The sequence below is a fragment of the Curtobacterium sp. VKM Ac-2861 genome (genome assembly GCF_013204965.1).
GTDB lineage: Bacteria > Actinomycetota > Actinomycetes > Actinomycetales > Microbacteriaceae > Curtobacterium.
Map to the genome: position 1 here is coordinate 308,422 of NZ_JABMLA010000004.1, position 25,237 is coordinate 333,658.

A 25,237-nucleotide genomic window follows, 5' to 3' on the forward strand; every position below is an offset into this window, starting at 1 on the left:
GCGGTGGCGTCGTGATCGCGCCTGGGCGTGTCCGGGCCGACGCGATCGCCCGCGGCGGGGCGCTGCCCGAGCCGCCGCCGACCCGGACCATCGTGCTCTGGTGCCCGGACTGGCCGGTGATCGCGGCAGCCCGCGCGGCCGGGGCACCGCCGGAGCAGCCCTTCGCCGTGGTCGCGAAGGGCCTGGTGTTCGCGAGCTCCGCGTCCGCACGGCAGCACGGCGTCGTCCGGGGCCTCCGGGTGCGCGAGGCACAGGCGCGCTGTCCGGAGCTCGTCGTGCAGCCCTACGACGACGCCCTCGACCACCGCGCGTTCGAACCCGTCATCCGCGCGGTCGAGGCCGCCGTCCCCGGGGTCGAGGTACTGCGGCCCGGCACCCTCGCCCTGCGTGCCCGGGGACCGGCGCGGTACTACGGCGGCGAGCGGGCGGCCGCGGCGACCCTGGCGGGGATCGCGGCCGACCACGGTGCCCCGGCGGTGCGGGCCGGTGTGGCGGACACCCCGTTCGCGGCGGAGCAGGCAGCACGGGCCCGGCCGGTGCGTCCCGGCGAACGGGTACGGATCGTGCCGGTCTCCGGCTCGTCGGACTTCCTGGCGGCCCTGCCCCTCGGTGCGCTCGGCGACCCCGAGCTCGCGACGGTGCTCGACCGGCTCGGCATCACCACGCTGGGCGCGTTCGCGTCGCTCAGTGACGAGCAGGTCCGCGACCGGTTCGGGGTCGCCGGGGCGTTCCTGCACCGGCTGGCCGGCGGACGCGACCCACGGGAGATCTCGGCACGCGCGATCCCGCCCGAGCTCCGGATCGAGGCCGCCTTCGAACCCCCGCTCGACCGTGCCGACCAGATCGCGTTCGCGTTCCGGCGCTCCGCCGACGACTTCGCCGCACGCCTCCGCGCCGCGGGGCTGGTCGCGACGACCATCCGGGTGGGGATCGTCGACGAGCGGGACATCCTGCTCGAACGCACGTGGGCGCACCCCCGGTGGTTCGACGCCGCCGACGTCGTCGACCGGGTGCGGTGGCAGCTCGCCGGCGGGGTCGACCCGACCGGGCTCGAGGCCCCCGTCACCTCGGTCGTGCTCGAGCCGGTCGCCGTCGACGACATGGCGAACCACGAACGCGGACTCTGGGGCTCCGGGCCGGACGAGCGCGTTCACCACGGGCTGGCGCGGATCCAGGGCATGGTCGGGCACGACGGGGTGGTGAGCCCGCGAGTCGGTGGTGGTCGGACCCTGTCCGAGCGGGTGGTGCTCGTGCCGTGGGGCGACGCCCCGCCCGGCGGCGAGCGTGCCCTGGCCACCGTGCGCGACCGACCGTGGCCCGGCAAACTGCCCGGGCCGCCGCCCGCCACCGTCCTCGAGCGTCCCCGGCCGGTCGACGTGGTCTCCGGCGACGGCGCGAGCGTCGACGTCGACGACCGCGGCGTGCTGTCCGGCGCGCCCGAACGCTTCCGCGCCGAGGGGGACCGGGGCGGCGGGTTCGCACCCGTCACGGCCTGGGCGGGCCCCTGGCCGCTCGTCGTGCGGTGGTGGGAGTCCGGCGGCCGACGACTGCACCGACTGCAGCTCGTCGACGCCGAGGGCCGTGCCTGGTACCTGGTGCTGGCCGACCACCGGTGGTGGGCGGAGGCGATCGCCACGTGAACCGATCCAGGAGCAGGACCTGATGGGCTACAGCAACCCACCCGTGCCGTGGTCGCAGTTCGAGCGCGCCCTGTCGGACAAGCGCAGTCCGGGGACGGCGAAGGCCGGCGACGGCGGGGACAGCCCGGCGTGGTCGCGCAAGCGCGAGCCGTACGTGCCCACGGACCAGCCGGCGGCTGCGGACGACGGCCCTCCGGTCGTGCCGTACGCCGAGCTGCACGCGCACTCGGCCTTCAGCTTCCTCGACGGCGCCAGCCAGCCCGAGCAACTGTTCGAGGAAGCCGCACGGCTGCGCCTGCACGCCCTCGCCCTCACCGACCACGACGGCTTCTACGGTGCCGCCCGGATGGCCGAGGTCGCCGAGGCGTACCCGCAGGTCGGCACCGTCTACGGCACCGAGCTCTCGCTGGGCCTGACCGAACCGCAGAACGGCGTCCCCGATCCCGAGGGCTCCCACCTGCTCCTGCTCGCCGACGGGCAGGACGGCTACCACCGGCTCGCGGGCGCGGTGACGAGTGCGCACCTCGCGGCCGGGTCCGAGAAGGGCAGCCCGCGCTACGACCTCGACGAGCTCGCGGGACGGGCCGACGGACACTGGCGGGTGCTCACCGGGTGCCGGAAGGGCACCGTCCGGCAGGCGCTCGAGCAGGGTGGGGAGTCCGCGGCGGAGACCGCGCTGCGCGTGCTGCTCGACCGCTTCGGGCGCAGCAACGTCGTGGTGGAGCTCCTCGACCACGGCGACCCGCTCGACAGTGCGCGGAACGACGTGCTCGCGACCCTCGCCGAGCGGTACACGCTGCCCCTGGTCGCGACCGGCAACGTCCACTACGCCACCCCCGACCGGTTCCCGGTGGCGACGGCGCTGGCCGCGGTCCGGGCCCGGCGCAGCCTCGACGAGATCGACGGGTGGCTGCCGGCCGCCGACACCGCGCACCTGCGCTCCGGCGCCGAGATGACCCGGCGGTTCGGGCGGTACCCGGGGGCGATCGGGAACACCGTCGCGCTGGCCGACGAACTCGGGTTCCGCCTGCGCACGGTCAAGCCCGGGCTGCCCGACCTCGACGTGCCGGACGGCCACACCGCGATGTCCTGGTTGCGGGAGCTCACCTGGAAGGGTGCCCGTCGGCTCTACCCCGGCAGCGCCGACGGCGTGGACCCGCAGAAGCGCGAGCGCATCGAACGCGAGCTCGCGGTGATCGAGGACAAGAACTTCCCCGGCTACTTCCTGATCGTGCGCGACATGGTGCAGTACGCCCGCGGCCGGGGGATCCTCTGCCAGGGGCGGGGCTCCGCCGCGAACTCCGCGGTCTGCTACCTGCTCGAGATCACCGCGGTGGACTCGATCCGCTACGGCCTGCCGTTCGAGCGGTTCCTGTCGGCGATGCGCGACGAAGAACCCGACATCGACGTCGACTTCGACTCGGACCGCCGCGAAGAGGTGATCCAGTACGTCTACGAGAAGTACGGCCGGTACAACGCCGCCCAGGTCGCGAACGTCATCACGTACCGCCCGAAGGGTGCCGTCCGCGACATGGCGAAGGCCCTCGGCCACAGCCCGGGGCAGCAGGACGCCTGGTCGAAGCAGGTCGAACGGTGGGGCTCGGTGACCGAGAGCCAGGACCACGACATCCCGCCGGCGGTCGTCGGGCTGGCGAGCGACGTCCTGGGCTTCCCACGCCACCTCGGCATCCACTCGGGCGGCATGGTGCTCACCGACCGGCCGGTGGGCGAGGTCGTGCCGATCGAGCACGCGCGGATGGACGGCCGCACGGTGCTGCAGTGGGACAAGGACGACTGCGCCTTCATGGGGCTCGTGAAGTTCGACATGCTCGGCCTCGGCATGCTCGCGGCGCTGCAGTACTCGTTCGACCTGGCGGCGGAGCACTGCGGGGAACGCTGGGAGATGCACTCCATGCCGAAGGAGGAACAGGGCGTCTACGACCAGCTCTGCCGAGCCGACACCATCGGGGTGTTCCAGGTGGAGTCCCGCGCGCAGATGGGCACCCTGCCCCGGCTGCTCCCACGACGGTTCTACGACCTGGTGATCGAGGTCGCCCTCGTCCGCCCCGGCCCGATCCAGGGCGGTGCCGTGCACCCCTACATCCGGCGTCGGACCGGCGAGGAGCCGATCACCTACATCCACCCGTCGCTCGAACCGGTGCTCGAACGCACCCTCGGCGTGCCGCTGTTCCAGGAGCAGCTCATGCAGATGGCGATCGCGGTCGGCAACTGCTCGGGCGACGACGCCGACCTGCTCCGGCGGGCGATGGGGTCGAAGCGCGGCCACGAGAAGATCGACCGGCTGCGCGACAAGCTCTACGCGGGCATGTCGGACAACGGCATCCACGGCGAGGACGCCGACGCGATCTACGCGAAGATCCAGGCGTTCGCGAACTTCGGCTTCGCGGAGAGCCACTCGATCAGCTTCGCCCTGATCGTCTACGCGAGCGCCTGGATGCGCCTGCACTACCCGGGGGCGTTCCTGGCCGCGCTGCTCCGGGCGCAGCCGATGGGGTTCTACTCACCGCAGACCCTGGTCGCCGACGCCCGTCGGCACGGCGTCCAGGTGCTCCGACCGGACATCCTCCGCTCGGGTGTCGACGCCACGCTCGAACCGCTCGGCGACGACCAGGTGGTGCCCCCGTGCGGTGACGACGCCTGCCTGCACACCGAGCAGCCGCCGGTGCTGCCCTTCGACAAGGCACTGCCCGACGACACCGCACGGCACCGCCGCGACGGCGCGTTCGCGGTCCGGCTCGGACTCGCCGAGGTCGCCTCGCTCAGCCGGAAGAGCGCCGAGAAGATCGTCGCCGAGCGTGACGCGAACGGTCCCTTCGTCGACATGTCCGACCTGGCCCGCCGGGTGGGGCTGACGACGGCGCAGCTCGAGGCGCTCGCCGCCGCCGACGCCTTCGCCCCGTTCGACATCGACCGCCGCGGGGCGATGTGGTCGGCGGCGCAGGCCGCTGCGGAGCGCGCCGACCAGCTGCCGGACACGCAGGTCGTCGTCCAACCGCCGCTGTTCGGGCAGATGACGAGCGGCGACGTCCTGATCGCCGACATGTGGTCGACGGGCATGACGACCGACGACCACCCCGTCCGGCACGTGCGCGACCGGCTCGCCGCTCGCCGGGTGCTCAGCGTGCAGGACACCGCGACGGCCGAGACCGGGCGGCGGGTCGAGATCGGCGGGATCGTCACGCACCGGCAGCGTCCGGCGACGGCATCGGGTATCACGTTCATGAACGTCGAGGACGAGACCGGGCTGGTCAACGTCATCTGCAGCGTCGGGGTGTGGGGCCGCTACCGCCGGGTCGCCCGGGAATCCCCGGCGGTGATCGTCCGCGGCATCCTCGAGCGGTCGCCCGACGGCGTGGTCAACCTGGTGGCTGACCGGATCGAGCACCTGTCGCTGTCCGTGCGCACGCGGTCGCGGGACTTCCAGTAGTGGTCGCGGGCGACGGGCGCGGAGCGGGTGCGCGGCTACTCGACCTCGGGCAGTCGCACCGTGACCTCGAGTCCGCCGGAGCGCACGTTCCGCAGCGACGCCGTCCCGCCGGCACGTTCGGCCACCGCACGGACGATCGCGAGCCCCAGCCCGGATCCACCCGGCAGGGCGATCGCACCGGTGGCCGGATCGGGGTTCGGGCGCGACTTCCGGGCCTCGTCCGGTCGGGTGAACCGGTCGAACGCCACCGGGATGAACGACTCGGGGACACCGGGGCCGTCGTCGGTGACCTGCAGGACGCCCTCGCCGCCGGTGCTGCGCCAGGACACGAAGATGCCGCCACCGCGGGGGAGCGCCGACACCGCGTTGCCCGCGATGTTCGTGACGAGCTGCGCCATGCCACCGGTGTCGAGCCGGTAGCGGGGTTCGTGGGTCCCACCGCCGATGCCGGGCCCGGAGCCACCGACGGCCACCGGGGCCTCGAGGTCGAAGTCGACGGTGACGTCCTTGGCCGATGCGATGAGCCGGACCCGGTCGACGGCCGCCATGACCTCGTCACCGAGGTCGGACCAGGCGGTCTCCGGGCGCTGGTCGCCGTCCTGTTCCCGCCGTTCGGACTCCTCGATCCGCGACAGCGCGAGCAGGTCGTTCGCCAACCGGGAGAGCCGGGCGACGCTGTGCTTGGCGCGCTCGATGTGGGCAGCCAGGGCGGCGGCGTCGTCACCGTCGAGCGACGCCAGGTCGAGCTGGGTGGTGAGGATGGCAAGCGGTGTGCGGAGCTCGTGGCTGGCGTCGGACACCATCTGTCGTTCCCGCTCGGTGGCCTGGCGCGTGCGGGCGAGGAAGGCGTTGAGGGTCGTGGCGAGGGACGCGAGTTCGTCCTGCGCGGGGCCGACGGGCAGCTCGGCCCGTTCGGGCGCGACCGACAGCCGCTCGGCCTCACGGCGCATCCGGTTGACGGGACGGAGTGCCGCGGTCGCCAGGATCCACGAAGCGACGCCGAAGGCGAGCAGGATCGCGACGCCGGTGAGCGACAGGGTCGAGGTGAGGTCGTCGACCACGATCGCCTCGGCCTGCGAGTTCCGGGCGGCGACGACCGTCCACCGGCCGGCCTGGTTCACGGGGTGTTCGACGACCACGCGGTACTCGGACCCGGACACCCGGATGATCGAGGTGCCGGCCGGAGTGGAGGTCAGGCTGCCGAGAGCGCTCTCCACCCGGGTGGGCATCGTCGAGAGCACGATGTCGCCGGACGGTGAGACCACGGCGACGAGCTGCGCGTTGCCCGGCGGGGACAGGTCGGGATCGCTGTCCACCTCGAGCGTGGCGACGTACGGGTCGGCGTCGGCGTCCAACAGGGTGCGGGTCGCACTCGCGACGACGCTGACCACCTGGAACCGCATCACCAGCACGAGCAGCACGATCACGACCGCGGCGATCGCCGTCGAGCCGATCGTGATCCGTGCCCGCAGCGACAGCAGGCGCAGGGGGCGGACCAGACCGCGTCGTGGGCGGTCCGGCCCCGGGCGAGCGGAGGCCCCGCTCACGCCCCGAGCAGATCCAGGCGGTACCCGCGGCCGCGCACGGTGGCGATCGCGACGGTGGCCTCATGAGCGACGAGCTTCTTGCGGAGGTACGAGATGTACTGCTCGACGACGTTCGGGTCGACGTGCTGCGAGCCGTCCCAGACCTCTTCGAGGATCTTCGGCCGGTCGACCACGCTGCCGGCGGAGCGCGCCAGCAGGCGAAGCAGCGCGAACTCGGTCGGGCTGACGGCGACGCGCTGGCCCTTGATCGAGATGCGACGGGCCTCGGAGTCGATCGACACGTCGCCGACCTCGATCGTGCGGGGTGCCCCGGCGGACTCGCGGCGACCGAGGGCGCGGAGCCGGGCGGTGAGCTCGGCGAACGCGAACGGCTTGGTGAGGTAGTCGTCCGCGCCGGCGTCGAGGCCGAACACGCGGTCGTCCACGGCATCGCGCGCGGTGACGAGCAGGATCCGCACGGGGTCCTCGCGCTCGCGGATGCGTCGTGCGAGCTCGAACCCGGACATGCCGGGCATCATCACGTCCACGACGGCCAGGTCGAACGCCTGCTCGCCGAGGGCGATGAGCGCCTCGACCCCGTTCTCCACCGCCGTCACGCGGTACCCCTCGGCAGCGAGACCGCGCTCCATCAGGGCACGCATCTCGTCGTCGTCCTCGACCACCAACAGCCGCATAGTGGACCTCCTCGGACCCATCGTGGCATCGAACGGGCGCGGAGGGTCGATGCCCGGGCCGAACTCACTGAATCTCGTCACAGGAGCGGGTACCGTGGCTGCCAGGCCACCGGGCAGAACGGTCTGTCCCGCGTTCTAGGGACATGAGGACTTCTTGCTTCATTGGTAGGATCACCTGGCGGACAGCGCTTACCCGAAGGGCGGTCCGTTGCACCAGGGGGCACCATGAACGACCCGATCGACCACGCGTCCGTCGACCACCCGGCCATCGTCCGTCTCCGCGCGGAGCTCGATGCCGCGTGGAAGGGCATCGGCGCACTCGGCCAGATGGAGGGCGTCCGCCGCGACCGCGTGGTCGCCGAACTGCGGACGGCCGTCCCCGACGTGGCGAGCCGCGCGGCGCGCGAAGTCGGCACCGAGGCCGTCGTCGCGGAGATCAGCCGGTTCGCCGACGTGGGCGTGCCCGGCACCGATCCCGCCGTGCCGGCCGCGGTGATCTGGGACGACGTCGTGCAGACGGCGGCCGAAGCCGCGCGCGCCACGCGCTGACCGGCGTCAGTCGTCCTCGCCGAGCAGCTCCTCGCGCACGCGTCGGACGTCCTCGAGCAGGGCGCCGATGAGCACCCAGTGCCGTGAGTTCGGTTGCACGATCTCCATCGGCGCGGTCAGCGCGGGTTCGGCGGTCGCCACCCGGGCATCGTCCCGACCGGCACCCGCGGCGAACGACGGGTCCAGCCGCGTCGACTCGACCCGTGCGCTCAGCGCGCGGACGTCCGAGCCGATCCGGGCCACCTCGGTCGCGATGCCGCCGACCACCGGATCGGCGCGCAGGTCTGGTGCGGTGTTGTCGTGGATCGCCCGGGTCATGCCGGTGACGCGCGTGACCAGGACGCGCAGGTGCTCGGTGATGGCGACGTCGCGGTCGAGGATGGTGCGGTGCCGGCCGCCGCGCGGGTTCATCGTCAGCGACTCGCGGGCCGCGTTGAGGGATGCCTCGGTCTTCGCGTGCTGCTGACGGAGCGCGCGGGCCCGCACCAGGGCGTCCTGCCACCGGTCGCGGTCCCACCCCTCGGTCAGGCCGATCGCGACGCGTTCGAAGGCCACTGCGGTGTCGCGGGCGAGTCGGGCGACGGCGAGGTGCGCCGGCTCGAGCAGGACCGGCGGGATGATCAGGGCGTTCACGACGAGGGCGACGACCGCACCGATCACGGTCTCGAGGATCCGGTCGGCCGAGTAGTTCGGCGTGACGACCCCCGCGGTGAGCACGAGCATCCCGCTGATGCTGACCTGGGTGGCCGAGGTCGGGGTCAGCCGGAGCACCCAGGCGATGAGGATGGCGAGCACGACCACGAGCAGGACGACCCACACCGAATCGCCGAGCAGCAGGTGGAACCCGGTGGCGAGCAGCACGCCGAGCACGACACCGGCGCTCCGCTCGAGGCCCTTGACGAACGACTGGTTGATGCTCGGCTGCACGACGAGCAGCGCGGCGATCGCGGCGAAGGTCGGGAACGGTCCCTGGATCAGCAGCCGGCACAGCAGCACCGCCGCGACGACCGCGACCGCGGTCTTCACGACCTGCAGGAACGGCGTGCGACTGGAGCTGCGGAGACGCGCGACCGGGTTCACCTCGACCACGCTAGCCACCGCCCGCACGCCGAGCCGTGCACGAACGCGACGAAAACGTTCGGACACGGTTGACTGATGTCGTGTGGCCCAACCATGAGCGCGTCATCCCGCAGGCCTTCGCCGGCTCCGGGACCTCCGTCGTGGCCGCACGGGCGCACTCCGTCGAGCCGTCGGGCAACGGCTACCTGTACGGCTACGAGGTCGACACGGTCGACCGGAACGGCCAGCGCGCCACCGTCCTGACGTACGTCGACACCGGCGGCGCGCACGACCAGAACAGTGCGATCGTCACCGATCCCGCGACCGGCGAACCCGTCTCGGTGTGGGCGTACCCGAACGACCCGGGTCTGCCGGTGCTGCCGCAGGTGACCTACCGCGACGCGGTCGCCGAGCTCCTGACGACGCTCGGCATGCCGGTCACCGACCCGGTGCTCACTGTGGCCGCGTACCGACCGGGCAAGCGTGCGGTGGTGCGGGTGGACGCCCCCGAGCGCACTCTGTTCCTGAAGATCGTCCGTCCGCACCGGGTCGCGCCGATCGTGAAGTCGCACGAGCAGTTCGTGGCGGCGGGCCTGCCGGTGCCCCGGGTGCTGTCCAGTCGCGGCGACGGGCTCCTCGTGCTCGAGCGGATCCGCGGCGTGCCGGCCGGCAGTCGCATCCTCGACATCGCCGACGACCCGCGGTTCGTCGCGTCGCTGGCCGCCCTGAGCGGTCGGGTCGCGACCGTCCCGATGACCCAGCAGGCCCGTGCCGACGCCATGGACCACGCCGACTGGCACCGCCGCACGCTCATCGCCGCGTTGCCGCAGGACGCCGACGAGATCGACCGCCTGTACGACGCCATCGGCCGCCGGTCGATCGGCTGGACGAGCGCGACGAAGCAGGTCGTGCACGGCGACCTGCACCTCGAGCAGGTCTTCGTCGACGAGGACGAGCCCTGGCGCATCTCCGGCCTGCTGGACATCGACACCGCGGGGTGGGGCTTCCCGGTCCGCGACATCGGGGCGGTCGTCGCCCACCTGGTCGTCACCGGCCTCTGGCACCGATCGCGCGGAGACGCCGACCGCGGAGCCGCGGCCGAGCGCCTCGCCGACGCGATCGCTCGCGACTGGGTCGCCCGCAACCCGCGCGAGGCCGACCGCATCGGGCCCGCCATCGGTGCCCAGCTGCTCGCCCACGCCGGCGGCCAGGCGACCACCGGCTCCGCGAACGGCATCCAGACCGCCGAGCAGCTCCTCGCGGCGACGCGGGCCGCGTTGGCCGAGGCTGCTCCGGTCCTGCCGGCGGCCGGCCTGGTCCGCCCGCGGTCCGCGCCCCGCGTCTGACGGCTCGCGGCCCCCGTCGCGAAAACGACAGATCTGCGCGGAACGTTGGCGGCAATCTGTCGCTTTGGCGGGGTGGTCGGCGTGGGGATCCGGGATCTGTCGCTTTGGCGGGGTGGTCGGCGTGTGGACCCGGGATCTGTCGCGTCGGCGGGGTGGACGCGACCGGCGTCGGACGGGAGGCCCGTGGCGGGCCCGCACCGTGCCTCCCGGCCGTCACGCGGGGCATTCCAGGAGGCGCGACGCGCGCGGGCGACGAGGAGTCGCCTCTGTCGGGGGTCGGGGAGTAAACTGAGCGCGCACGCACCGCGTTCCCGCGTGCCGCGTCGATTCCGGACGCAGCCGTCGATCACTTGATCGACGCGGGAACCGGGCCGTGACCGCCCCGCGGGGGCGTCACGTGCGTGTGACGACGCCGGATCCCGGCGCGGACCGTCGCACCCGGCGCCGAGCAGGCGCTCGCGGTGGAACGGTCCGCGGGACTCCACCGGACGTCCCGAAGCGGGGACCGGCGATGCGGTGGGCCACGGTGGCCCGCAGCCGAACCGGAGCCGTGTCAGGCCCCGGTGCAGGACTTCCGCCCCACGGGCGGCTCGCCCCGATGCGTGGGCGGAACAGGAGGAGCGTTGGCTCGATCAGGCACCCGGCGAGCTGCCGGCGGGACGCGGACCGCGTCACGTCGGACGAGGCCGCTGGACAACGACGGCGTGATCCCCGTCCTCGCCCGCGCGGTGCGCGAGGTCGAGGCGGCGGCGCAGCGCGGACCGCTCAAGGCGACGAACCGGACGAAGTTCCAGGCCGTCGCACTGCTCATGCGCGAGGAGCGCGCACGGGTGAAGGGCGACACCGACCTCACCGACTCGCAGCGCGCCGAGCAGCTCAAGCGGCTCGACGGCGTCGCGACGATCCTGGCGAAGACCGCGGCCCGCGACACCAGCGTCATCCAGCTGCTGGCAGAAGAGGTGCAGGTCTCCGAGGCGACCCGCGCCGTCAAGCGCGACATGATGATCGCCGGCGGCATGGAGCTGCAGCCGGAGGACCTCGTCATCGCGGCGGAACCCACCCCGGTCGCCGAGACCCCGGTGCGCGCGGTCACCCCGCAGGCGGTCGTGCAGCGTCAGCTCGCCAACCCGTTCCTGCCGCCGGACTTCGCACTCGCCGACCAGCCGGTCGCGCACCCGCGTCGCCTGGCGAACTGGGAGCTCTTCGGGCCGCTGTTCAAGTCGTTCGAGTACGGCGCAGGCGGGGGAGCGGCGACGATGCCGCTGCCCGAGCCGACCTCGCTGCACTCTCGCTCGGGCACCACGCTGATGAAGCACCAGGCCGAACTGGTCGCCGCCGCGTCGCAGGGGCACCGCACGTTCCTGCTCGCCGACGAGCCGGGCCTCGGCAAGACGGCGCAGTCGCTGCTCGCCGCCGACGCCGCGAACGCGTTCCCGCTGCTCGTCGTCGTGCCGAACGTCGTCAAGACGAACTGGGCGCGCGAAGCCGAACGCTGGGTGCCGAACCACCGCGCCACCGTCATCCACGGGGACGGCAACGACCTCGACGGGTTCGCCGACATCATCATCGTGAACTACGAGATCCTCGACCGGCACGCCGGCTGGCTCGGGGGCTTCGGCTTCAAGGGCATGGTCGTCGACGAGGCGCACTTCATCAAGAACAAGGACTCGCAGCGCGCCCGCTTCGTGCTCCAGATCGCCGACCGCATCCGGCAGCGCACCGCAGCACCGCTGCTCATGGCGCTGACGGGCACCCCGCTCATCAACTCGGTCGAGGACTTCCGCACCATCTGGGAGTACCTCGGCTGGATCGACGACAAGAAGCCCCGCGCGAAGCTCATGAACGAGCTCGAGGAGATCGGGCTGACCCCCGCCGACCAGGGCTTCTTCGTCGAGGCCCGTCGTGCCGTCATCGACCAGGGCATCGTCCGACGCCGCAAGGTCGACGTCGCCGCGGACATCCCGGCCCGCCGGATCGCCGACATCCCCGTCGAGCTCGACGGCGACGAGGGCCGCTCCATCCGCGACGCCGAGCGCGAGCTCACCGCGAAGCTCGTCCGCCGGTACCACCAGGCGCTCGACGCCCGCACCGGGCAGGACCCGGTCGTCGGCATCGACCACAAGCTCGTCCGGCAGGTCGCCCGCTGGGAGCTCGAGGACCAGGACGCCTCGTCGACCGGCGAGAACGTGTTCTCGATGGTCCGACGCATCGGTCGCGCCAAGGCCCAGCTCGCAGCGGACTACGCCGCGCAACTCGCGTCGAACGTCGGCAAGGTCGTGTTCTTCGCGAAGCACCTCGACGTGATGGACCAGGCGGAAGAGGTCTTCGCTCGACGGGGCCTGCGCACCGCCACGATCCGCGGCGACCAGACGGCCACGCAGCGCACGGCGCAGATCGACTCGTTCGTGAACGACCCCGACGTCGCCGTGATCGTCTGCTCGCTCACCGCGGCCGGCGTGGGCCTGAACCTGCAGGTGGCGTCCAACGTCGTGCTCGCCGAGCTGTCGTGGACGAGCGCCGAGCAGACCCAGGCGATCGACCGGGTGCACCGCATCGGGCAGGAAGAGCCCGTCACCGCGTGGCGCATCATCGCCGCGCAGACGATCGACACCAAGATCGCCGAGCTCATCGACTCGAAGGCGTCCCTGGCCGCCCGCGCGCTCGACGGCTCGGACGAGGAACTCGTCGACTCCGGCGACATCCAGCTCGACGCCATGGCCGCGCTGCTGACCGAGGCGCTCGGGGGCTAGGGACCGCGTCGCGCGGCGCGCACCCGTTCAGCACAACCAAAGTCCGTCCGAACCACGTGATCACGCGGTTCGGACGGACTTCGGTTGTGCGGGGCTCCGCCGCTCAGATGCGTGTGTGCGGTACTTCGCCGCTCAGATGCGGGACTGCACCTCGGCCAGCGACGGGTTCGTCGCGGTGCTGCCGTCGGGGAACACGAGCGTCGGAACGGTCTGGTTGCCGCCGTTGACCTCGGCGACGAGTTCCGCCGTGCCCGGGGTCTGCTCGATGTCGACCTCGGTGAAGGGCACGCCGGCCTTCGTCATCTGGTTCTTCAACCGGGCGCAGTAGCCGCACCACGTGGTCGTGAACATCGTGACGCCGCCGGCTTCGGGGGTGAACTGCTCGCGGGTGATCGTGTCGCTCATGGCGCCAGGCTAACCCCGCTTTCTGGACGGCCTTGACGCGCTTATCCGATATAGCTAGGTTAAGCCGCATGGATCCGATCCAACGCATCACCGCCCCGACGCTCGACGTGCTCGACGCACTGCTGACCGTCGACGGTCCGGCATGGGGGCTGCTCGTCATCAAGGCCACCGGGCGCCAGGCCGGCACCGTCTACCCGATCCTCGAGCGACTCGAGCGGCAGGGGTGGATCACGTCGTCGTGGGACGACGAGACCCGCCGGCCGGGGCCGCGTCGTCGGCTCTACGAGTTCACGCCCGACGGGGTCGACGCCGCACGCGACCTCGTCGCCGCGGGTCCGTCCGCCGCGACGCCCGCTCGTCCGGCTCGCTCGGCCCACCGGCCGGTGACCTCGTGAGCGCGCTCGACCGGGCGCTCGTGGGGGTCGCCGTCGCCGTCTCACCCGCAGCACACCGCGCCGCCCGCCGCGAGCAGTGGCTCGCCGACGTGCGCGATGCCCACGAACTCGACCTCTCGCCGACCGCACTCGCGTTCGGCGCGTTCACCACGGCGCTGTTCCACCGACGCGCCGGCCACCGTTCCACCTGGGGGGACACCATGACCGCACTGCCGACACCCGTCCGTTCTGCACCGCACACCATCCGCACGATCCCGGTCCTCATCGCGCTCGCGGTGCTGTCCTACGTCGTCTCGGTGGGCGTCCTCGCACTCCTGCAGCGGTACAACGGCCTGCCGGAGGCGCGCCTCGTCTTCGACATGGTCGGGATCGGGCTCGCGGTGGTGCCGGGCGCCGCTGTCGCGACGAGCGTCCTGCTGGTGTCGGACGTCGCACGCCGCCGCCGGGTCCTCGGCGCCGTTGCCGTGTTCGCCATCGCCGCAGTGTGGTGGGCGATCACGAGCGGTTCCCTCAACGTCCCCGTGTACGTCCCGGTCCAGGTCGGCGTCATCGCGGCTGGGCTGCTCGCGGTCTGGCTCGTGGTGCTCCGCCGACCGGTGTGGACGTACTCGCTCCTCGTCCTGCCCGTCGTCGCTGCCGTGCTGGTGTTCCCGCTCGCAGAAGCAGCGAACGGCTCGGGGATCCCGTACTCCGCGATGGCGCTGGTGTCGTGGATCGGGCAGCTCGTCCCGTTCCTGGTCGCCGTCGTCGGAGCCGTGGTGGCGTCACGGTTCTCCACCGATGCGCCCGCGGTGGTCGAGGCGCACGGTGAAGCCCTGGTAGACAAGACCGTGTGAGTGACACCCACCTCGAGATCGAGCGCACCTACGACCTGCCAGAGGGCGGTGCCCTGCCCGACCTCGTCGGTGCCGGTGGCATCCTCCGCACCGAGCACCAGGAGCCGTTCGAGCTCGATGCGACGTACTGGGACACCGAGCGGTACGACCTGGTGGCGGCGCGGGTCACGGTCCGCCGGCGGACCGGTGGCCCCGACGCCGGGTGGCACATCAAGCGCTCCGAGTCGGACACGGTCCGCCACGAGCAGCACTTCCCGCTGACCGACGACGCCGACACGGTGCCGACCGAGGTCCTCGCGGCGCTCTTCACCGAGCGCCGCGGCCGTGGCCTGCGCCCCGTGGTCCGCATCTCGACCACCCGCACCGTGACCCGCCTGCTCGACGAGGACGGCGACCAGGTCGCCGAGCTCGCCGACGACCAGGTGACCGCGCAGCGCCTCGACGATGACGCTCCCGAAACGCCGCGCACCTGGCGCGAGGTCGAGGTCGAGGCCGTCGCCGACGTCGACCCGCAGGTCGCGCACGAGCTCTTCGCGGTCCTCGACGCGCGCTTCGCGGCCGTCGGCGCCGGCCCCGCCGCCGTCGCGTCCAAGCTGGCACGCGGGCTGGCAGGAGCACCGGCACCGCGCCTCCAGACCGAGGAGAAGCCGGACAAGGGCACGACCGCACGCGTCCTCGCGAAGCGACTGCGGAAGCTGCGCGCTGCGCTGCTCGGCCAGGAATCGCGGCTCCGCTCCGGCGACGCGGCCGACCTCCGGCAGACGGCTGAGACCGCCCTCGAGATCGCGTCGATCCTCGGCGCCTACCGTCCGGCGTTCGCCGCCGGCGACACCGTCGACCGCGCCGCCGAGGCGGCCGACGGCCTGGCTGCCGTGACCGCACGCGCAGCACTCAACGAGTACCTGATCGACCGGTTGCCGCGCGCGTCGACCCCGGCGCAGGACGACCTGGTCGACTCCATGACCCGCGAACGCATCCTGGCCTCGACCCGTGAACGCCGCGACCAGTCGGTGCGGGACGTCGTCGCGTTCGTGCACGGTGAGCCGTTCCTCGAGCTGCTCGACGCGCTCGACGACGCCGTCGAACGGCCGACCCCGACCGAGTGGTCGCTCCGATCGCCGAAGAAGGTCGCGCAGGACGTCGGCGCCGTCGTGAAGCCGCACATCCGCGAGCTCGTCCGGGCCGCGGTCGCCGACGACACCTCGGACACCGCCGCCGAGCGCGAGGCCGCCGACCGTGCGACCACCGAAGCCGCCTGGCAGGGCACGATGCGGGCGCGGATGGCGATGGACGTCCTCGGCGACGACGCGTTCCCGCACGCGCTCTGGAAGCGGATCGGCAGCGCGGCCGACGTGCTGACCGAGCGGGTCCGATCGCTGCACGCCCTCGACGCGCTGCGGACCAACGCGGCGATCGCCGAACGCGGTGGCGAGGACACGTTCGGGTACGGCGTGCTCGCGGGGGACCGGGTGCGCCTGGCCGAGGAGTCCTACGACGAGGCGGTGCACGCGCTCAACCGCGTGTGAGCCGCACGCCGCGGGCGCTCGCTTCGTGAGCAGAATTGGTCGGGTGCCTGAGGCCAACCCGACCATTTCTGCTCACGAAGTCATCAGGCGGCGGGCGCCTCGTCGGCCAGCCCGAGCACGTCGAGCAACCAAGCGAGCTCGAACGCCCGCTCCTTCCACGAGGCGTACCGACCACTCACGCCACCGTGGCCCGCGGACATCTCGGTCTTCAGCAGCACCGGCGCCCCGACCTCGCGCAGCTTCGCGGTCCACTTCGCCGGCTCGACGTAGAGCACACGGGTGTCGTTGATCGACGTCACGGCGAGGATCCGTGGGTACTGCACGTCGTCGCGGACGTTCTCGTACGGGGTGTACTCGCTCATGTAGCGGTAGACCTCGGCGTCGTGCAGCGGGTCGCCCCACTCGTCCCACTCGATGACGGTCAGGGGCAGGTCGGGGTCGAGGATGCTCGTGAGCGCGTCGACGAACGGCACCGCGGCGACGATCCCGGCGAACCGGTCCGGTGCGATGTTCGCCACCGCACCCATCAGGAGCCCACCGGCGCTGCCGCCCTCGGCCACGAGCCGGTCCGCGGTGGTGCGGCCGGACTCGATCAGGTGGTCGGCGACCGCGACGAAGTCGGTGAACGTGTTCTTCTTCGTCAGGGTCTTGCCGTTCTCGTACCAGTGGCGACCCATCTCGCCGCCACCGCGCACGTGGGCGACCGCGAAGACGACGCCGCGGTCGAGCATCGACAGACGCATGACGCTGAAGCCCGGGTCGATCGAGTGCTCGTACGAGCCGTAGCCGTACAGGTGGAGCGGCGAGGGGGTGTCCGCGTCGACGGCGTCGCGCCGCCAGACGAGCGAGATCGGCACGCGGGTGCCGTCCGCCGCCGTGGCCCAGTCGCGCTCCTGCGCGTAGTCGGCGGGGTCGTAGCCGCCGAGCACCGGCTGGCGCTTCAGGACCGTCACCTCGCCGGTCCCCAGGTCCAGGTCGCTGACCTCGGACGGCGTGACGAACGAGGTGAACCCGATGCGGAGCGTCGGCTGGTCCCACTCGGGGTTGCCGCCGAGGCCGGCCGAGAACAGTGCTTCGTCGAACGGGACCTCGTGCGCGTCGCCGTACTCGTCACCCTCGATGGGGATGATCGCGATGCGGGGGAGTGCCTCGGAGCGGTACTCGAGCGCGAGGTGCCCGGCGAAGGCGTCGACGGACTCGATGCGGCGCTCGGTGTGGTGCGCCACGACGACCCGGCGGTCGCGCTCGGACGTGGGGTCGTCGGCGGGGACGTCGACGAGCTCGAAGTTCTCGGCACCGTCGTTGTGCAGCACCAGGAAGCGGTCGCTGCCGCCGACGATGGCGTGCTCGATCTCGTACTCGACGCCGTCGCGTCGTGGCCACACGACCTGGAACTCGCCGGTCGGGTCGGCGGCGTCGAGCACCAGGGCCTCGGACGTGATCTTCGACCCGAGCTCGATGACGATGTACTGCGACGACCGGGTGACGCCGACGCCGACCCAGTAGCGGTCGTCGGGTTCCTCGAAGACCAGGACGTCGTCGGACGCTGCCGTGCCGACGGCGTGCCGCCAGATCTTGTCCGGACGCCACGACTCGTCGACGGTCGGGTAGAAGACGTACCGGCCGGCCGGGTCGAAGGTCGCGCCCGCCCCGGTGTTCGGGATGGCGTCGCCGAGGTCGGTGCCGGAGGCCAGGTCGCGCACGTGCAGGGTGTACCGCTCGTCGCCCTCGACGTCGATGCCGTAGACCAGGCGGGTGCCGTCGTCGCTGATGTCGTAGGTGCCGAGGGAGAAGAACTCGTGGCCGTCGGCCAGGGCGTTGCCGTCGAGGACGACCTGCTCGCCGGGGAGGGTCGACTCGCCCTCGACGACGGCCGGCGGGGTCCAGTCGTCCGGACCGGCGATCGGCGCACGGCAGTGCACGCCGTACTGGCTGCCCTCGGCCGTGCGGGTGAAGTACCACCAGTCGCCCATGCGCACCGGCACTGAGAGGTCGGTCTCCTGCACACGGTTCTTGACCTCGGCGAAGACGCGGTCGCGCAGCGGGGCGAGGTGGTCGGTGGCGGCGTCGGTGTAGGCGTTCTCGGCCTCGAGGTACGCCAGGGTGTCCGGCGACTCCTTGTCACGCAGCCACTCGTAGTCGTCGACGAAGTCGATGCCGTGGTGGGTCCGCGTCACGGGCCGCTTGGCGGCGGTGGGCGGGGTGGCCTGGGAGTGCTCGGTGCTCACCGTCCCACCCTATGCGCACGGCCCCGTGGCGAGCCGGGCGTCACGCCGCCCGGAACCGGTCGGACCGCGTCCGCCCGACCGCCCCGCCCGGAACCGGTCGCGCCGCGTCCGCCGGCCGCCCCGCCCCGAACCGATCGGACCGCGTCCGACCGGCCACCCCCGCGCGGACCCGCTGCTCGAAGGCCTCGAGCTCGTCCACGACGGCCGGTGCGACCCAGGCACGGTCACGCCGCCGCTCGGTGACCGGACGCAGCACTCCGGCGCGCACGAGGTCTGCGGCCACGGAGCCGGCCAGGTCCTCGTCGACAGGTCCGCCGTCGACACCGGCGAGGAGGTCCTGCAGTCGGGCCTCGGTCAGGACCGGGTCGTCGGAGAGCGCCCGCCCGACGACGGCGTGGGCTCTCGTGGCACACGGACCCGCCATCCGGTCGGCCGCGTGCTCGTCGAGCAGCAGGGCGGTCACGGTCGCCTCGTCGCACACGGTGCCGATGGCGATCGCGACATCTGCCACGAGGGCGTCCACGACCCCGTCGCGGTACCGCTCGAGGTGCCGGAAGTACCGGCCCCGATCCGCGGCGAGCGCGGTGGCGATCGGCGCGGTCACCGTCGTCGTGACGCCCCGGCGTCGCAGCACGGCGCTGATCAGCGCACGTCCGATCCGGCCGTTGCCGTCGGTGAACGGGTGGATCGACTCGAACTGGGCGTGCCCGATCGCGGCCTGGGCGATCGGGTGCAGGTCCGTCCGGTGCAGGAACGCGAACAGGTCGGCCATGAGGGGCGCGACGAGCTCCGGCGGCGGCGGGACGTACGTCGCCAGCCGCGGGGTGTCACCGCCACCGATCCAGTTCTGGACGCTGCGGTAGCGCCCGGCGTACTGCCCGTCGACCGGGTCGTCGCGCATGAGCAGCCGGTGCGCCTCGAGCAGCGCGGCCTCGGTGATCACGCCCGTGTCCGCTGCCGCGACCAACCCCTCGATCGCTCCGGCGGCGCGGACGACGACGGTCGCACTCGGATTCGCGCGGATGCCCACGAGGGCTCGGGCGCAGTCGTCGAGCGACGCGGACTCGTCCTCGATCCGCGACGAGGCGACGGCCTCGGTCCGACCGATCACCGACCCGAGCGAGGCGAGCCGGGAACCGTGGTGGACGTCGAGCGACCGGAGCGCCGCGGCTGCGCGGTCGAGCAGCGCCTCGGTCCGGGCATCGGGCTCCCACCGAGCACGAGCGATCCGGGGCGGGAGCGACACCCGGACGGACGTGGTCATCCGATCGGCGCGGGAACCCCGGTGGGCGCTGCGCCACGGACGCTCCGCGCTGCCGTGCACGGGCCATCCGCGGTGCACGAGCACGCCGCTGTGCGCGGTCTGGCCCCCGAGCGCGGTCGAGCCGTCGTGGACGTCCGGGGTCTCGTTCCGATGCACCATGCCGGGAGCGTAGGGACCCCCGGACGCCCGACGCCAGGAATTCGTATTTCGCCGGTCCGCGTAGCGTTGGTGGCATGAGCAACTCCTTCGCGATCACCGGTGCCCACGTCGTCCCCGTCTCCGCCCCCGCCTTCGACGGCGGCGCGGTCGTCGTCGAGGACGGCCGCATCACCGCGATCGGCCCGGACGTCACACCGCCCCCGGGGATCACCGTCGTGGACGCAGCCGGTGCGTGGCTCGTCCCCGGGTTCGTCGAGTCGCACGGCCACGTCGGCATCCACGAGGAGGCGAACGGCGAGGCCGGCAACGACACGAACGAGATGACCGGCCCGAACATGGCCGGGGTCCGTGCGATCGACGCGATCGACATCGACGACGAGGGCTTCCGCGACGCGCTCGCCGGGGGCATCACGAGCATCGTCGTGAAGCCGGGGTCCGGCAACCCGATCGGCGGCCAGACCGTCGCCATCAAGACCTGGGGCGGGCGCACCGTCGACGAACAGCTCATCTCGGACTCGGTGAGCATCAAGAGCGCGCTCGGCGAGAACCCGAAGCGGGTGTACGGCGGCAAGGGCCAGACGCCGTCGACGCGCCTCGGCGTCGCGAAGATCATCCGTGACGCCTTCGTCGAGGCCCAGAACTACCGTGCCGCCCGTGACGCCGCCGCCGCGAAGGGTGAGCCGTTCGCGCGTGACCTGACGAAGGAGGCACTCGTCCGGGTCCTCGACGGCGAACTCGTCTGGGACCAGCACACCCACCGCCACGACGACATCGCGACCGCCATCCGGCTGTCCGAGGAGTTTGGCTACCGACTCGTCGTGAACCACGGCACCGAGGCGCACAAGATCGCCAGCCTGCTCGCCGAGAAGGACATCCCGGTCATCTACGGCCCGCTGTTCACGAGCCGCTCGAAGGTGGAGCTCCGTGACCGCGGCATCCCGAACCTCGCCACCATCGCCGCCGCCGGCGTCCGGGTCGCGATCACCACCGACGCCCCCGTCGTGCCGGTCGGCATGCTCGTCGACCAGGCCACCGCCGCGGTGAAGGAGGGCCTGCCCGCCCAGACCGCGCTCGAGGCGCTCACCGTCAACCCGGCCGAGTTCCTGGGCTTCGGTGACCGCGTCGGCCGGCTGGCCGCGGGCTACGACGCCGACCTCGTGCTCTGGGACGGTGACCCGCTCGACGCGACCAGCCGCGCGACCCGCGTCTGGATCGACGGCCGCCAGGTCTTCGAGTGGGCGGACGGCGTCGGCGTCACCACCCCGCGCTGGTAGCGGGGGAGAGCCAGGAGGCCCGGATCGCGACGTGTCCGCACGTCGCGATCCGGGCCTCCCGTTCGTGGCGCCGGGGGCGCTGGGCAGTGACGGCCAGCGGACCCGGCCGGCTCAGACCTCGCGCGCCAGCAGGAATTCGTTGATGCGGTCCGTCAGATCCGCGTCGACCGCACGGGCGTCGCCGTTCACGGAGCGGATCGGCGCCGCCTGCCGGACGCTCGACACGAGCCAGAGTGCGTCGGCGGCCTGCAGGTCGGCGAGCGTGACGAGTTCGTAGGCGGTGTCGATGCCCTCCTGCTCGGCGAAGCGGAAGACGTCGGCCTGCGTCGTGCCGGCCAGGATCCCGATGTCGGTGCGCGGCGTGACGAGCCGGTCGCCGACCTTCAGGATCAGGTTCGCGCGCGTGCCCTCGAGCACGTAGCCGTCGCTCGACACGAACAGGGCGTCGTCGGCACCGCGCCGGGCGGCCTCGCGCAGGGCGGCCATGTTGACCGCGTACGAAAGGGTCTTCGCGCCCTGCAGCAGCCACGGCGAGGTGCGCTCGACGTCGTGTCGGTAGCCGCGGTCCAGCACGACGACGGAGATGCCCTCGGTGCGTGCGGCGGTCGAGTCGACGGACGGCGCGGCGTACACCCAGCCGGTGGGTCGGTCGGTGCCCTCGACGCCACGGGTCAGGACGGTCTTCGCGAAGGCCTCGCGGACCGGGTCGAGCCGGGCGCAGACGGCCTCGATCGCCTGCCGCCACGCGTCGGGGTCCGGCGCGGGCAGGTCGAGCATCGCGGCGGAGCGGCCGAACCGGTCGAGGTGCGCCTCGAGGGCCTGCGGACGACCGTCGACCACCGTGATCGTCTCGAACACGCCGTCACCCCGGGTGATGCCGAGGTCCTGTACCTGCAGGTGCTCCTCGAGCGGCTTCGCCCAGGTGAAGGCGTCCGCTGCGGGGTCGTGCGGCGCGGCGTCGCGGGAGGGCTGGTTGAGGATCGCGAGCACGGTTTCGGTCATGCGCCCATCCAACCGCACGCGCGTCCGCGCACGTTGTGCGTGGGCGCGCTTCGTGCGTGGGCGTCAGCTCGCGTCGGGCAGGGCGCCCATGAGCTTCCACACCGCCTGGGTGAGCTCGGGGTGCTGCAGCGCGATCCGGCGCAACCGGTGGTACTCCTCGCCGAGGACGGTGCCCTGACCGGACGCGGGGTGCATCGACCACTGGGCGTGCCGCTTGCCGATCGCGGCGTCGAGGTCGACCGCGTCGGCCCGGAGGATGAGCACGACCTGCTCGTCCACCGTGGGGAGCGTCGGCATGAACTCCCACGGGTCCTCGCCCTGGCGGCTCCGGTGCTCGACGAGCATCGAGATCTCCTCGGCAGCCTCGGCGCGCAGCACTTCGAGGCTGCGCCCGGTCCTGCGGGGCTCAGCCATGGTGCCCCCGCAGCACGCCTGCCATGGGAAGAGCGTACGACACATCTTCGGCCAGACTGGACGGGTGACCCCGCGCGACGAGAGCAAGTCCCAGCACCCCCGAGTGGTCGTTGTCTACCTGCTGCGCGACGGCGCGAGCGGGCCAGAGGTCCTGCTCGGGGAGAAGCGCCGTGGCCTCGGCACCGGCCGGCTGGTCGGCCCGGGCGGCAAGCGCGAGCCCGGTGAGACGGCGGTCGAGACCGCCGTGCGCGAGGTGCGCGAAGAGGTCGGCCTGCGGCTCGACACGGTCGACCTGGAGGCCCGTGGCACGTTGGACTACCGGTTCCCGTACCGGCCGTCCTGGTCCCAGGTCTCGGACGTCTTCGTGTGCCGCCGCTGGCAGGGCAGCCCGTCGGGCTCCGACGAGCTCGAACCGCGGTGGATCCCGGTCGCCGACGTCCCCTACGAGGCGATGTGGGACGACGCGAAGTACTGGCTGCCGGCGGTGCTCCGTGGGGGTGCGGTGCGTGCACGCTTCACGTTCGCCGACGACGACGCGACGGTCGCGGGCTTCACCGGGACGGGTGTCGAGACCCCCGCGTAGAGCGGGTCAGCGGGTCTGCTGGGTGCGGGTGCTGCCGGTGCGTGCTTCCTCGGCGGCGGCGATGACCTCGGCGTCCCCGCTGCGACCACCGAGGGGTCGGACGAAGAAGTCGATGATCCCGAACACGATCGCGCCGACCATGGCGAACATCGCCCAGCCGACGAAGAGCCCGGCGGTGTTCCGGCCGTCGGCGGGTGCGAGCACGATGCTCGCGACGTAGAAGCCGACCGTCAGCACGAGGAGCACGACGACGACGGTGACGAGGACGCGGTGCCAGGTGATGCGGGGGTTCATGCCCCCAGGATACGCGCCGCCGACGCCTCACCGGTCCGCGTGCCGGCACGGACGATGCACGTGCATCATGCGACAGAGCACGCGTCGTTCGACTGGCGCATCGTCGGAACATGCGCACGCAGTCGATGCATGTGCATCATGCGACAGAGCACGCGTCGTTCGACTGGTGCATCGTCGGAACTTGCGCACGCATTCGGTCTGCGCGAGCGGCGCGATCGTCAGGAACGAGCTACCGGTCCGCGTGCCGGCCGTGCGCCGGCTCGTCCCCGGCATCGACGCGAGCCGACGTGTCGGACCGAGCCGGGGCCCTGGAGCCCTCGGCGCGTGGGACGGGACGCGTGCGTGGTCCGGTCCCCGCGCCTCCCGGTCGCTGCACCGGGCCGGTGCGGTCCCCGGTCCGCTGCACGGGGATGCGGCCGGTGGGGGTGGTCTCGGTCTCGAGGCCGTCGCGGCCGCCGGTGAAGACGTCACCGCCGACGCGGGCGTCCTCCCAGTCGTCGTCACTCAGGACGCTGAGGGTGCCCGTCTCGGTGGACTCGAGGCCGTGGCGCTCGAGCTCGGCGTCGCGTTCCTTGCCGAGGAACTCGCGGTTCGCGGTGTTGGCGTCCTGGAACATCGTCGTCCGGCCGGTGACGATGGCGCGGATGCGCCGCCGTTCCCACCACTTCTTGCCGAAGTACATGAGCACGAGGCCGACCGCGGCGTAGCAGCCCATCGTGATCAGGCCGCGGGCCGGGCCGGGGCCGACGCCGTAGATCTGGTGCTTGATCATGTCGACCATGCTGGAACCGACGACGACGTTGTTGAGCCAGGCGAACGGCTCCGGCATGAACCACTTCGGGTACGCCCCGCCGGACGACGGCATCGACAGGAACACGAAGCAGATCATGGCGGGGGCGGCGATGAACCGGCCGACGAAGTAGCTCAGCCCGTTGACGGCGAGACCGATCGCGACGATCCACCCCCACGCGATGAGCACGAGCTGGATCCAGTGGCCGTGGATGGCGCCGACGACCGGACCGGCGAGCGTGTTCGTGATGAGGGAGATGACGAGGCCGCCGACGACGATGACGGTCATGCGGGTGCGGTGCCGGAGCGGGCCACCCATGATCCCGATGAACATCGCGACCATGTAGCCGCCGATGCACCAGGCGAGCATCACGTACATCGGCACGGTGCCGTACTCGTCCCACGCGGGCAGGGGAGCGAGCTCGGTGATCTTCGGGGTCGCGACGCCGATCCCGGTCAGGACCGCGGTCAGTGTCGCCGGTACGAGGCTCGCGACCTGGAACTGGTGGGCGCTCGCCTTGAAGAACTCGTTCGTCGCGGGGTCGTAGGCGACCGCCATCGAGCCGGCGATGACGTCACGCTTCGCCGCGGCCAGGGAGTCGTAGGTGTGGAACACGAACTCGCCCGGCAACGCCTTCTGCACGGCGGCGACGAGTGTCGGGTCGCTGCCGACCAGGGCGATCGGGACGTCGTGCGGGTGCGGTGCGTGGAACGCGAAGACGTAGCAGAGGCAGAAGCCGACGATGAAGAACAGCGGCATCCAGAGCTGCAGGCCGATGAGCTGGAGCGAGGGGTGCAACGTCGAGTACCAGCGGCGGTACGCACCGTGCTGCTGCGGTGCCGGCACGGGTGCCTGTCGGCGCGGAGCCGGTCGGGTGGAACCGGCGACCTTCGCGCCGCGACGGGGCTTGGTCCCGCGGGCCGAGGGCCGGGTGCTGCGTGGCTTCGGGGCCGACGTCGGCCGGGACCCTCCGGGACGTTCCGGGGTGTCGTCGTTCCTGTTGACGTCGTTCCGCGGCGTGCTCACTCGGCGCTGTGCTCCTGTTCTCGGACGG

General features: G+C 72.3%; 20 protein-coding genes. 10 read left to right on the forward strand and 10 right to left on the reverse strand.

Annotated elements, in window-relative coordinates; translation table 11 throughout:
- The first annotated feature begins 11 nt into the window (after window positions 1-11).
- Together HQQ88_RS12400 and HQQ88_RS12405 are read left to right on the forward strand one after the other, a co-directional pair.
- Window positions 12-1,640, forward strand: a complete 1,629-nt coding sequence (locus HQQ88_RS12400) for a DNA polymerase Y family protein (RefSeq protein ID WP_173169582.1) — start codon at window positions 12-14, stop codon at window positions 1,638-1,640.
- Window positions 1,641-1,662: 22 nt separating this feature from the next.
- Entirely contained in the window at window positions 1,663-5,088 is a 3,426-nt protein-coding gene (locus tag HQQ88_RS12405; protein WP_173169583.1) for an error-prone DNA polymerase, read from the forward strand.
- A 35-nt stretch (window positions 5,089-5,123) separates the two neighbouring features.
- Here HQQ88_RS12405 and HQQ88_RS12410 read toward each other — a convergent pair whose 3' ends face one another.
- Both HQQ88_RS12410 and HQQ88_RS12415 read right to left on the reverse strand, forming a co-directional pair.
- A complete protein-coding gene (locus HQQ88_RS12410; RefSeq protein WP_123293948.1) occupies window positions 5,124-6,635 on the reverse strand; it encodes a HAMP domain-containing sensor histidine kinase in 1,512 nt (503 codons plus the stop codon).
- Window positions 6,632-7,309 (reverse strand): response regulator transcription factor, encoded by a 678-nt coding sequence (locus tag HQQ88_RS12415; RefSeq protein ID WP_111084549.1) that lies wholly within the window; start codon window positions 7,307-7,309, stop codon window positions 6,632-6,634. The genes HQQ88_RS12410 and HQQ88_RS12415 overlap by 4 nt, the downstream gene beginning before the upstream one ends.
- A 225-nt stretch (window positions 7,310-7,534) precedes the next feature.
- Here HQQ88_RS12415 and HQQ88_RS12420 point away from each other — a divergent pair, with 225 nt between their 5' ends.
- Entirely contained in the window at window positions 7,535-7,858 is a 324-nt protein-coding gene (locus HQQ88_RS12420; RefSeq protein ID WP_123938834.1) for a hypothetical protein, read from the forward strand.
- 6 nt (window positions 7,859-7,864) lie between these two features.
- Here the strand turns inward: HQQ88_RS12420 and HQQ88_RS12425 are convergent, their stop codons facing one another.
- Window positions 7,865-8,938, reverse strand: coding sequence for an aromatic acid exporter family protein (locus HQQ88_RS12425; RefSeq protein WP_173169584.1), 1,074 nt, complete (start codon window positions 8,936-8,938; stop codon window positions 7,865-7,867).
- An 80-nt stretch (window positions 8,939-9,018) separates the two neighbouring features.
- Here HQQ88_RS12425 and HQQ88_RS12430 point away from each other — a divergent pair, with 80 nt between their 5' ends.
- Together HQQ88_RS12430 and HQQ88_RS12435 are read left to right on the forward strand one after the other, a co-directional pair.
- A complete protein-coding gene (locus tag HQQ88_RS12430; protein ID WP_111084551.1) occupies window positions 9,019-10,263 on the forward strand; it encodes an aminoglycoside phosphotransferase family protein in 1,245 nt (414 codons plus the stop codon).
- Between the two features lie 623 nt (window positions 10,264-10,886).
- Window positions 10,887-13,013 (forward strand): DEAD/DEAH box helicase, encoded by a 2,127-nt coding sequence (locus HQQ88_RS12435; RefSeq protein WP_165901102.1) that lies wholly within the window; start codon window positions 10,887-10,889, stop codon window positions 13,011-13,013.
- A gap of 132 nt (window positions 13,014-13,145) precedes the next feature.
- Here the strand turns inward: HQQ88_RS12435 and HQQ88_RS12440 are convergent, their stop codons facing one another.
- A complete protein-coding gene (locus HQQ88_RS12440) occupies window positions 13,146-13,418 on the reverse strand; it encodes a mycoredoxin (protein WP_123293947.1) in 273 nt (90 codons plus the stop codon).
- A 68-nt stretch (window positions 13,419-13,486) separates the two neighbouring features.
- Between HQQ88_RS12440 and HQQ88_RS12445 the strand changes: the two genes are divergently transcribed.
- From HQQ88_RS12445 to HQQ88_RS12455, 3 genes are read left to right on the forward strand one after another with little or no spacing between them, the layout of a single operon-like run.
- On the forward strand, window positions 13,487-13,813 hold the full coding sequence (locus HQQ88_RS12445) for a helix-turn-helix transcriptional regulator (RefSeq protein ID WP_173169585.1): 327 nt from the start codon (window positions 13,487-13,489) through the stop codon (window positions 13,811-13,813).
- The gene (locus tag HQQ88_RS12450) at window positions 13,810-14,649 is read left to right on the forward strand and encodes a hypothetical protein (protein ID WP_173169586.1); all 840 of its coding nucleotides are present in this window, start codon (window positions 13,810-13,812) and stop codon (window positions 14,647-14,649) included. Before HQQ88_RS12445 ends, HQQ88_RS12450 begins: the two co-directional genes overlap by 4 nt.
- Complete coding sequence (locus HQQ88_RS12455) at window positions 14,646-16,175, forward strand: CYTH domain-containing protein (RefSeq protein ID WP_173169587.1); 1,530 nt, start codon at window positions 14,646-14,648, stop codon at window positions 16,173-16,175. The genes HQQ88_RS12450 and HQQ88_RS12455 overlap by 4 nt, the downstream gene beginning before the upstream one ends.
- A gap of 83 nt (window positions 16,176-16,258) precedes the next feature.
- On the opposite strand, the gene HQQ88_RS12460 is transcribed toward HQQ88_RS12455, so the two are convergent.
- Complete coding sequence (locus HQQ88_RS12460) at window positions 16,259-18,403, reverse strand: S9 family peptidase (RefSeq protein ID WP_173169588.1); 2,145 nt, start codon at window positions 18,401-18,403, stop codon at window positions 16,259-16,261.
- A gap of 40 nt (window positions 18,404-18,443) precedes the next feature.
- Entirely contained in the window at window positions 18,444-19,826 is a 1,383-nt protein-coding gene (locus HQQ88_RS12465) for a Fic family protein (RefSeq protein ID WP_173169589.1), read from the reverse strand.
- Window positions 19,827-19,900: 74 nt separating this feature from the next.
- Between HQQ88_RS12465 and HQQ88_RS12470 the strand changes: the two genes are divergently transcribed.
- Entirely contained in the window at window positions 19,901-21,100 is a 1,200-nt protein-coding gene (locus HQQ88_RS12470; RefSeq protein WP_173169590.1) for an amidohydrolase, read from the forward strand.
- Between the two features lie 111 nt (window positions 21,101-21,211).
- Here HQQ88_RS12470 and HQQ88_RS12475 read toward each other — a convergent pair whose 3' ends face one another.
- Together HQQ88_RS12475 and HQQ88_RS12480 are read right to left on the reverse strand one after the other, a co-directional pair.
- A complete protein-coding gene (locus tag HQQ88_RS12475; protein ID WP_173169591.1) occupies window positions 21,212-22,102 on the reverse strand; it encodes an aminodeoxychorismate lyase in 891 nt (296 codons plus the stop codon).
- 63 nt (window positions 22,103-22,165) lie between these two features.
- On the reverse strand, window positions 22,166-22,516 hold the full coding sequence (locus tag HQQ88_RS12480) for a tryptophan synthase subunit alpha (protein WP_123294181.1): 351 nt from the start codon (window positions 22,514-22,516) through the stop codon (window positions 22,166-22,168).
- Window positions 22,517-22,580: 64 nt separating this feature from the next.
- On the opposite strand from HQQ88_RS12480, the gene HQQ88_RS12485 reads away from it, so the two are divergent.
- Entirely contained in the window at window positions 22,581-23,099 is a 519-nt protein-coding gene (locus tag HQQ88_RS12485) for an 8-oxo-dGTP diphosphatase (RefSeq protein ID WP_173169592.1), read from the forward strand.
- 6 nt (window positions 23,100-23,105) lie between these two features.
- On the opposite strand, the gene HQQ88_RS12490 is transcribed toward HQQ88_RS12485, so the two are convergent.
- Together HQQ88_RS12490 and HQQ88_RS12495 are read right to left on the reverse strand one after the other, a co-directional pair.
- Entirely contained in the window at window positions 23,106-23,393 is a 288-nt protein-coding gene (locus HQQ88_RS12490) for a hypothetical protein (protein WP_111084562.1), read from the reverse strand.
- Between the two features lie 229 nt (window positions 23,394-23,622).
- Entirely contained in the window at window positions 23,623-25,029 is a 1,407-nt protein-coding gene (locus HQQ88_RS12495; RefSeq protein WP_173169593.1) for an ABC transporter permease, read from the reverse strand.
- Window positions 25,030-25,237: the final 208 nt, after the last annotated feature.

Excerpts from the sequence above, each read along its gene's own strand:
- HQQ88_RS12405 (WP_173169583.1), top strand. The coding sequence starts at position 1,663 with ATGGGCTACAGCAACCCACCCGTGCCGTGGTCGCAGTTCGAGCGCGCC.
- HQQ88_RS12415 (WP_111084549.1), bottom strand. The coding sequence starts at position 7,309 with ATGCGGCTGTTGGTGGTCGAGGACGACGACGAGATGCGTGCCCTGATG.
- HQQ88_RS12420 (WP_123938834.1), top strand. The coding sequence starts at position 7,535 with ATGAACGACCCGATCGACCACGCGTCCGTCGACCACCCGGCCATCGTC.
- HQQ88_RS12440 (WP_123293947.1), bottom strand. The coding sequence starts at position 13,418 with ATGAGCGACACGATCACCCGCGAGCAGTTCACCCCCGAAGCCGGCGGC.
- HQQ88_RS12445 (WP_173169585.1), top strand. The coding sequence starts at position 13,487 with ATGGATCCGATCCAACGCATCACCGCCCCGACGCTCGACGTGCTCGAC.
- HQQ88_RS12465 (WP_173169589.1), bottom strand. The coding sequence starts at position 19,826 with ATGGTGCATCGGAACGAGACCCCGGACGTCCACGACGGCTCGACCGCG.
- HQQ88_RS12470 (WP_173169590.1), top strand. The coding sequence starts at position 19,901 with ATGAGCAACTCCTTCGCGATCACCGGTGCCCACGTCGTCCCCGTCTCC.
- HQQ88_RS12475 (WP_173169591.1), bottom strand. The coding sequence starts at position 22,102 with ATGACCGAAACCGTGCTCGCGATCCTCAACCAGCCCTCCCGCGACGCC.
- HQQ88_RS12480 (WP_123294181.1), bottom strand. The coding sequence starts at position 22,516 with ATGGCTGAGCCCCGCAGGACCGGGCGCAGCCTCGAAGTGCTGCGCGCC.
- HQQ88_RS12490 (WP_111084562.1), bottom strand. The coding sequence starts at position 23,393 with ATGAACCCCCGCATCACCTGGCACCGCGTCCTCGTCACCGTCGTCGTC.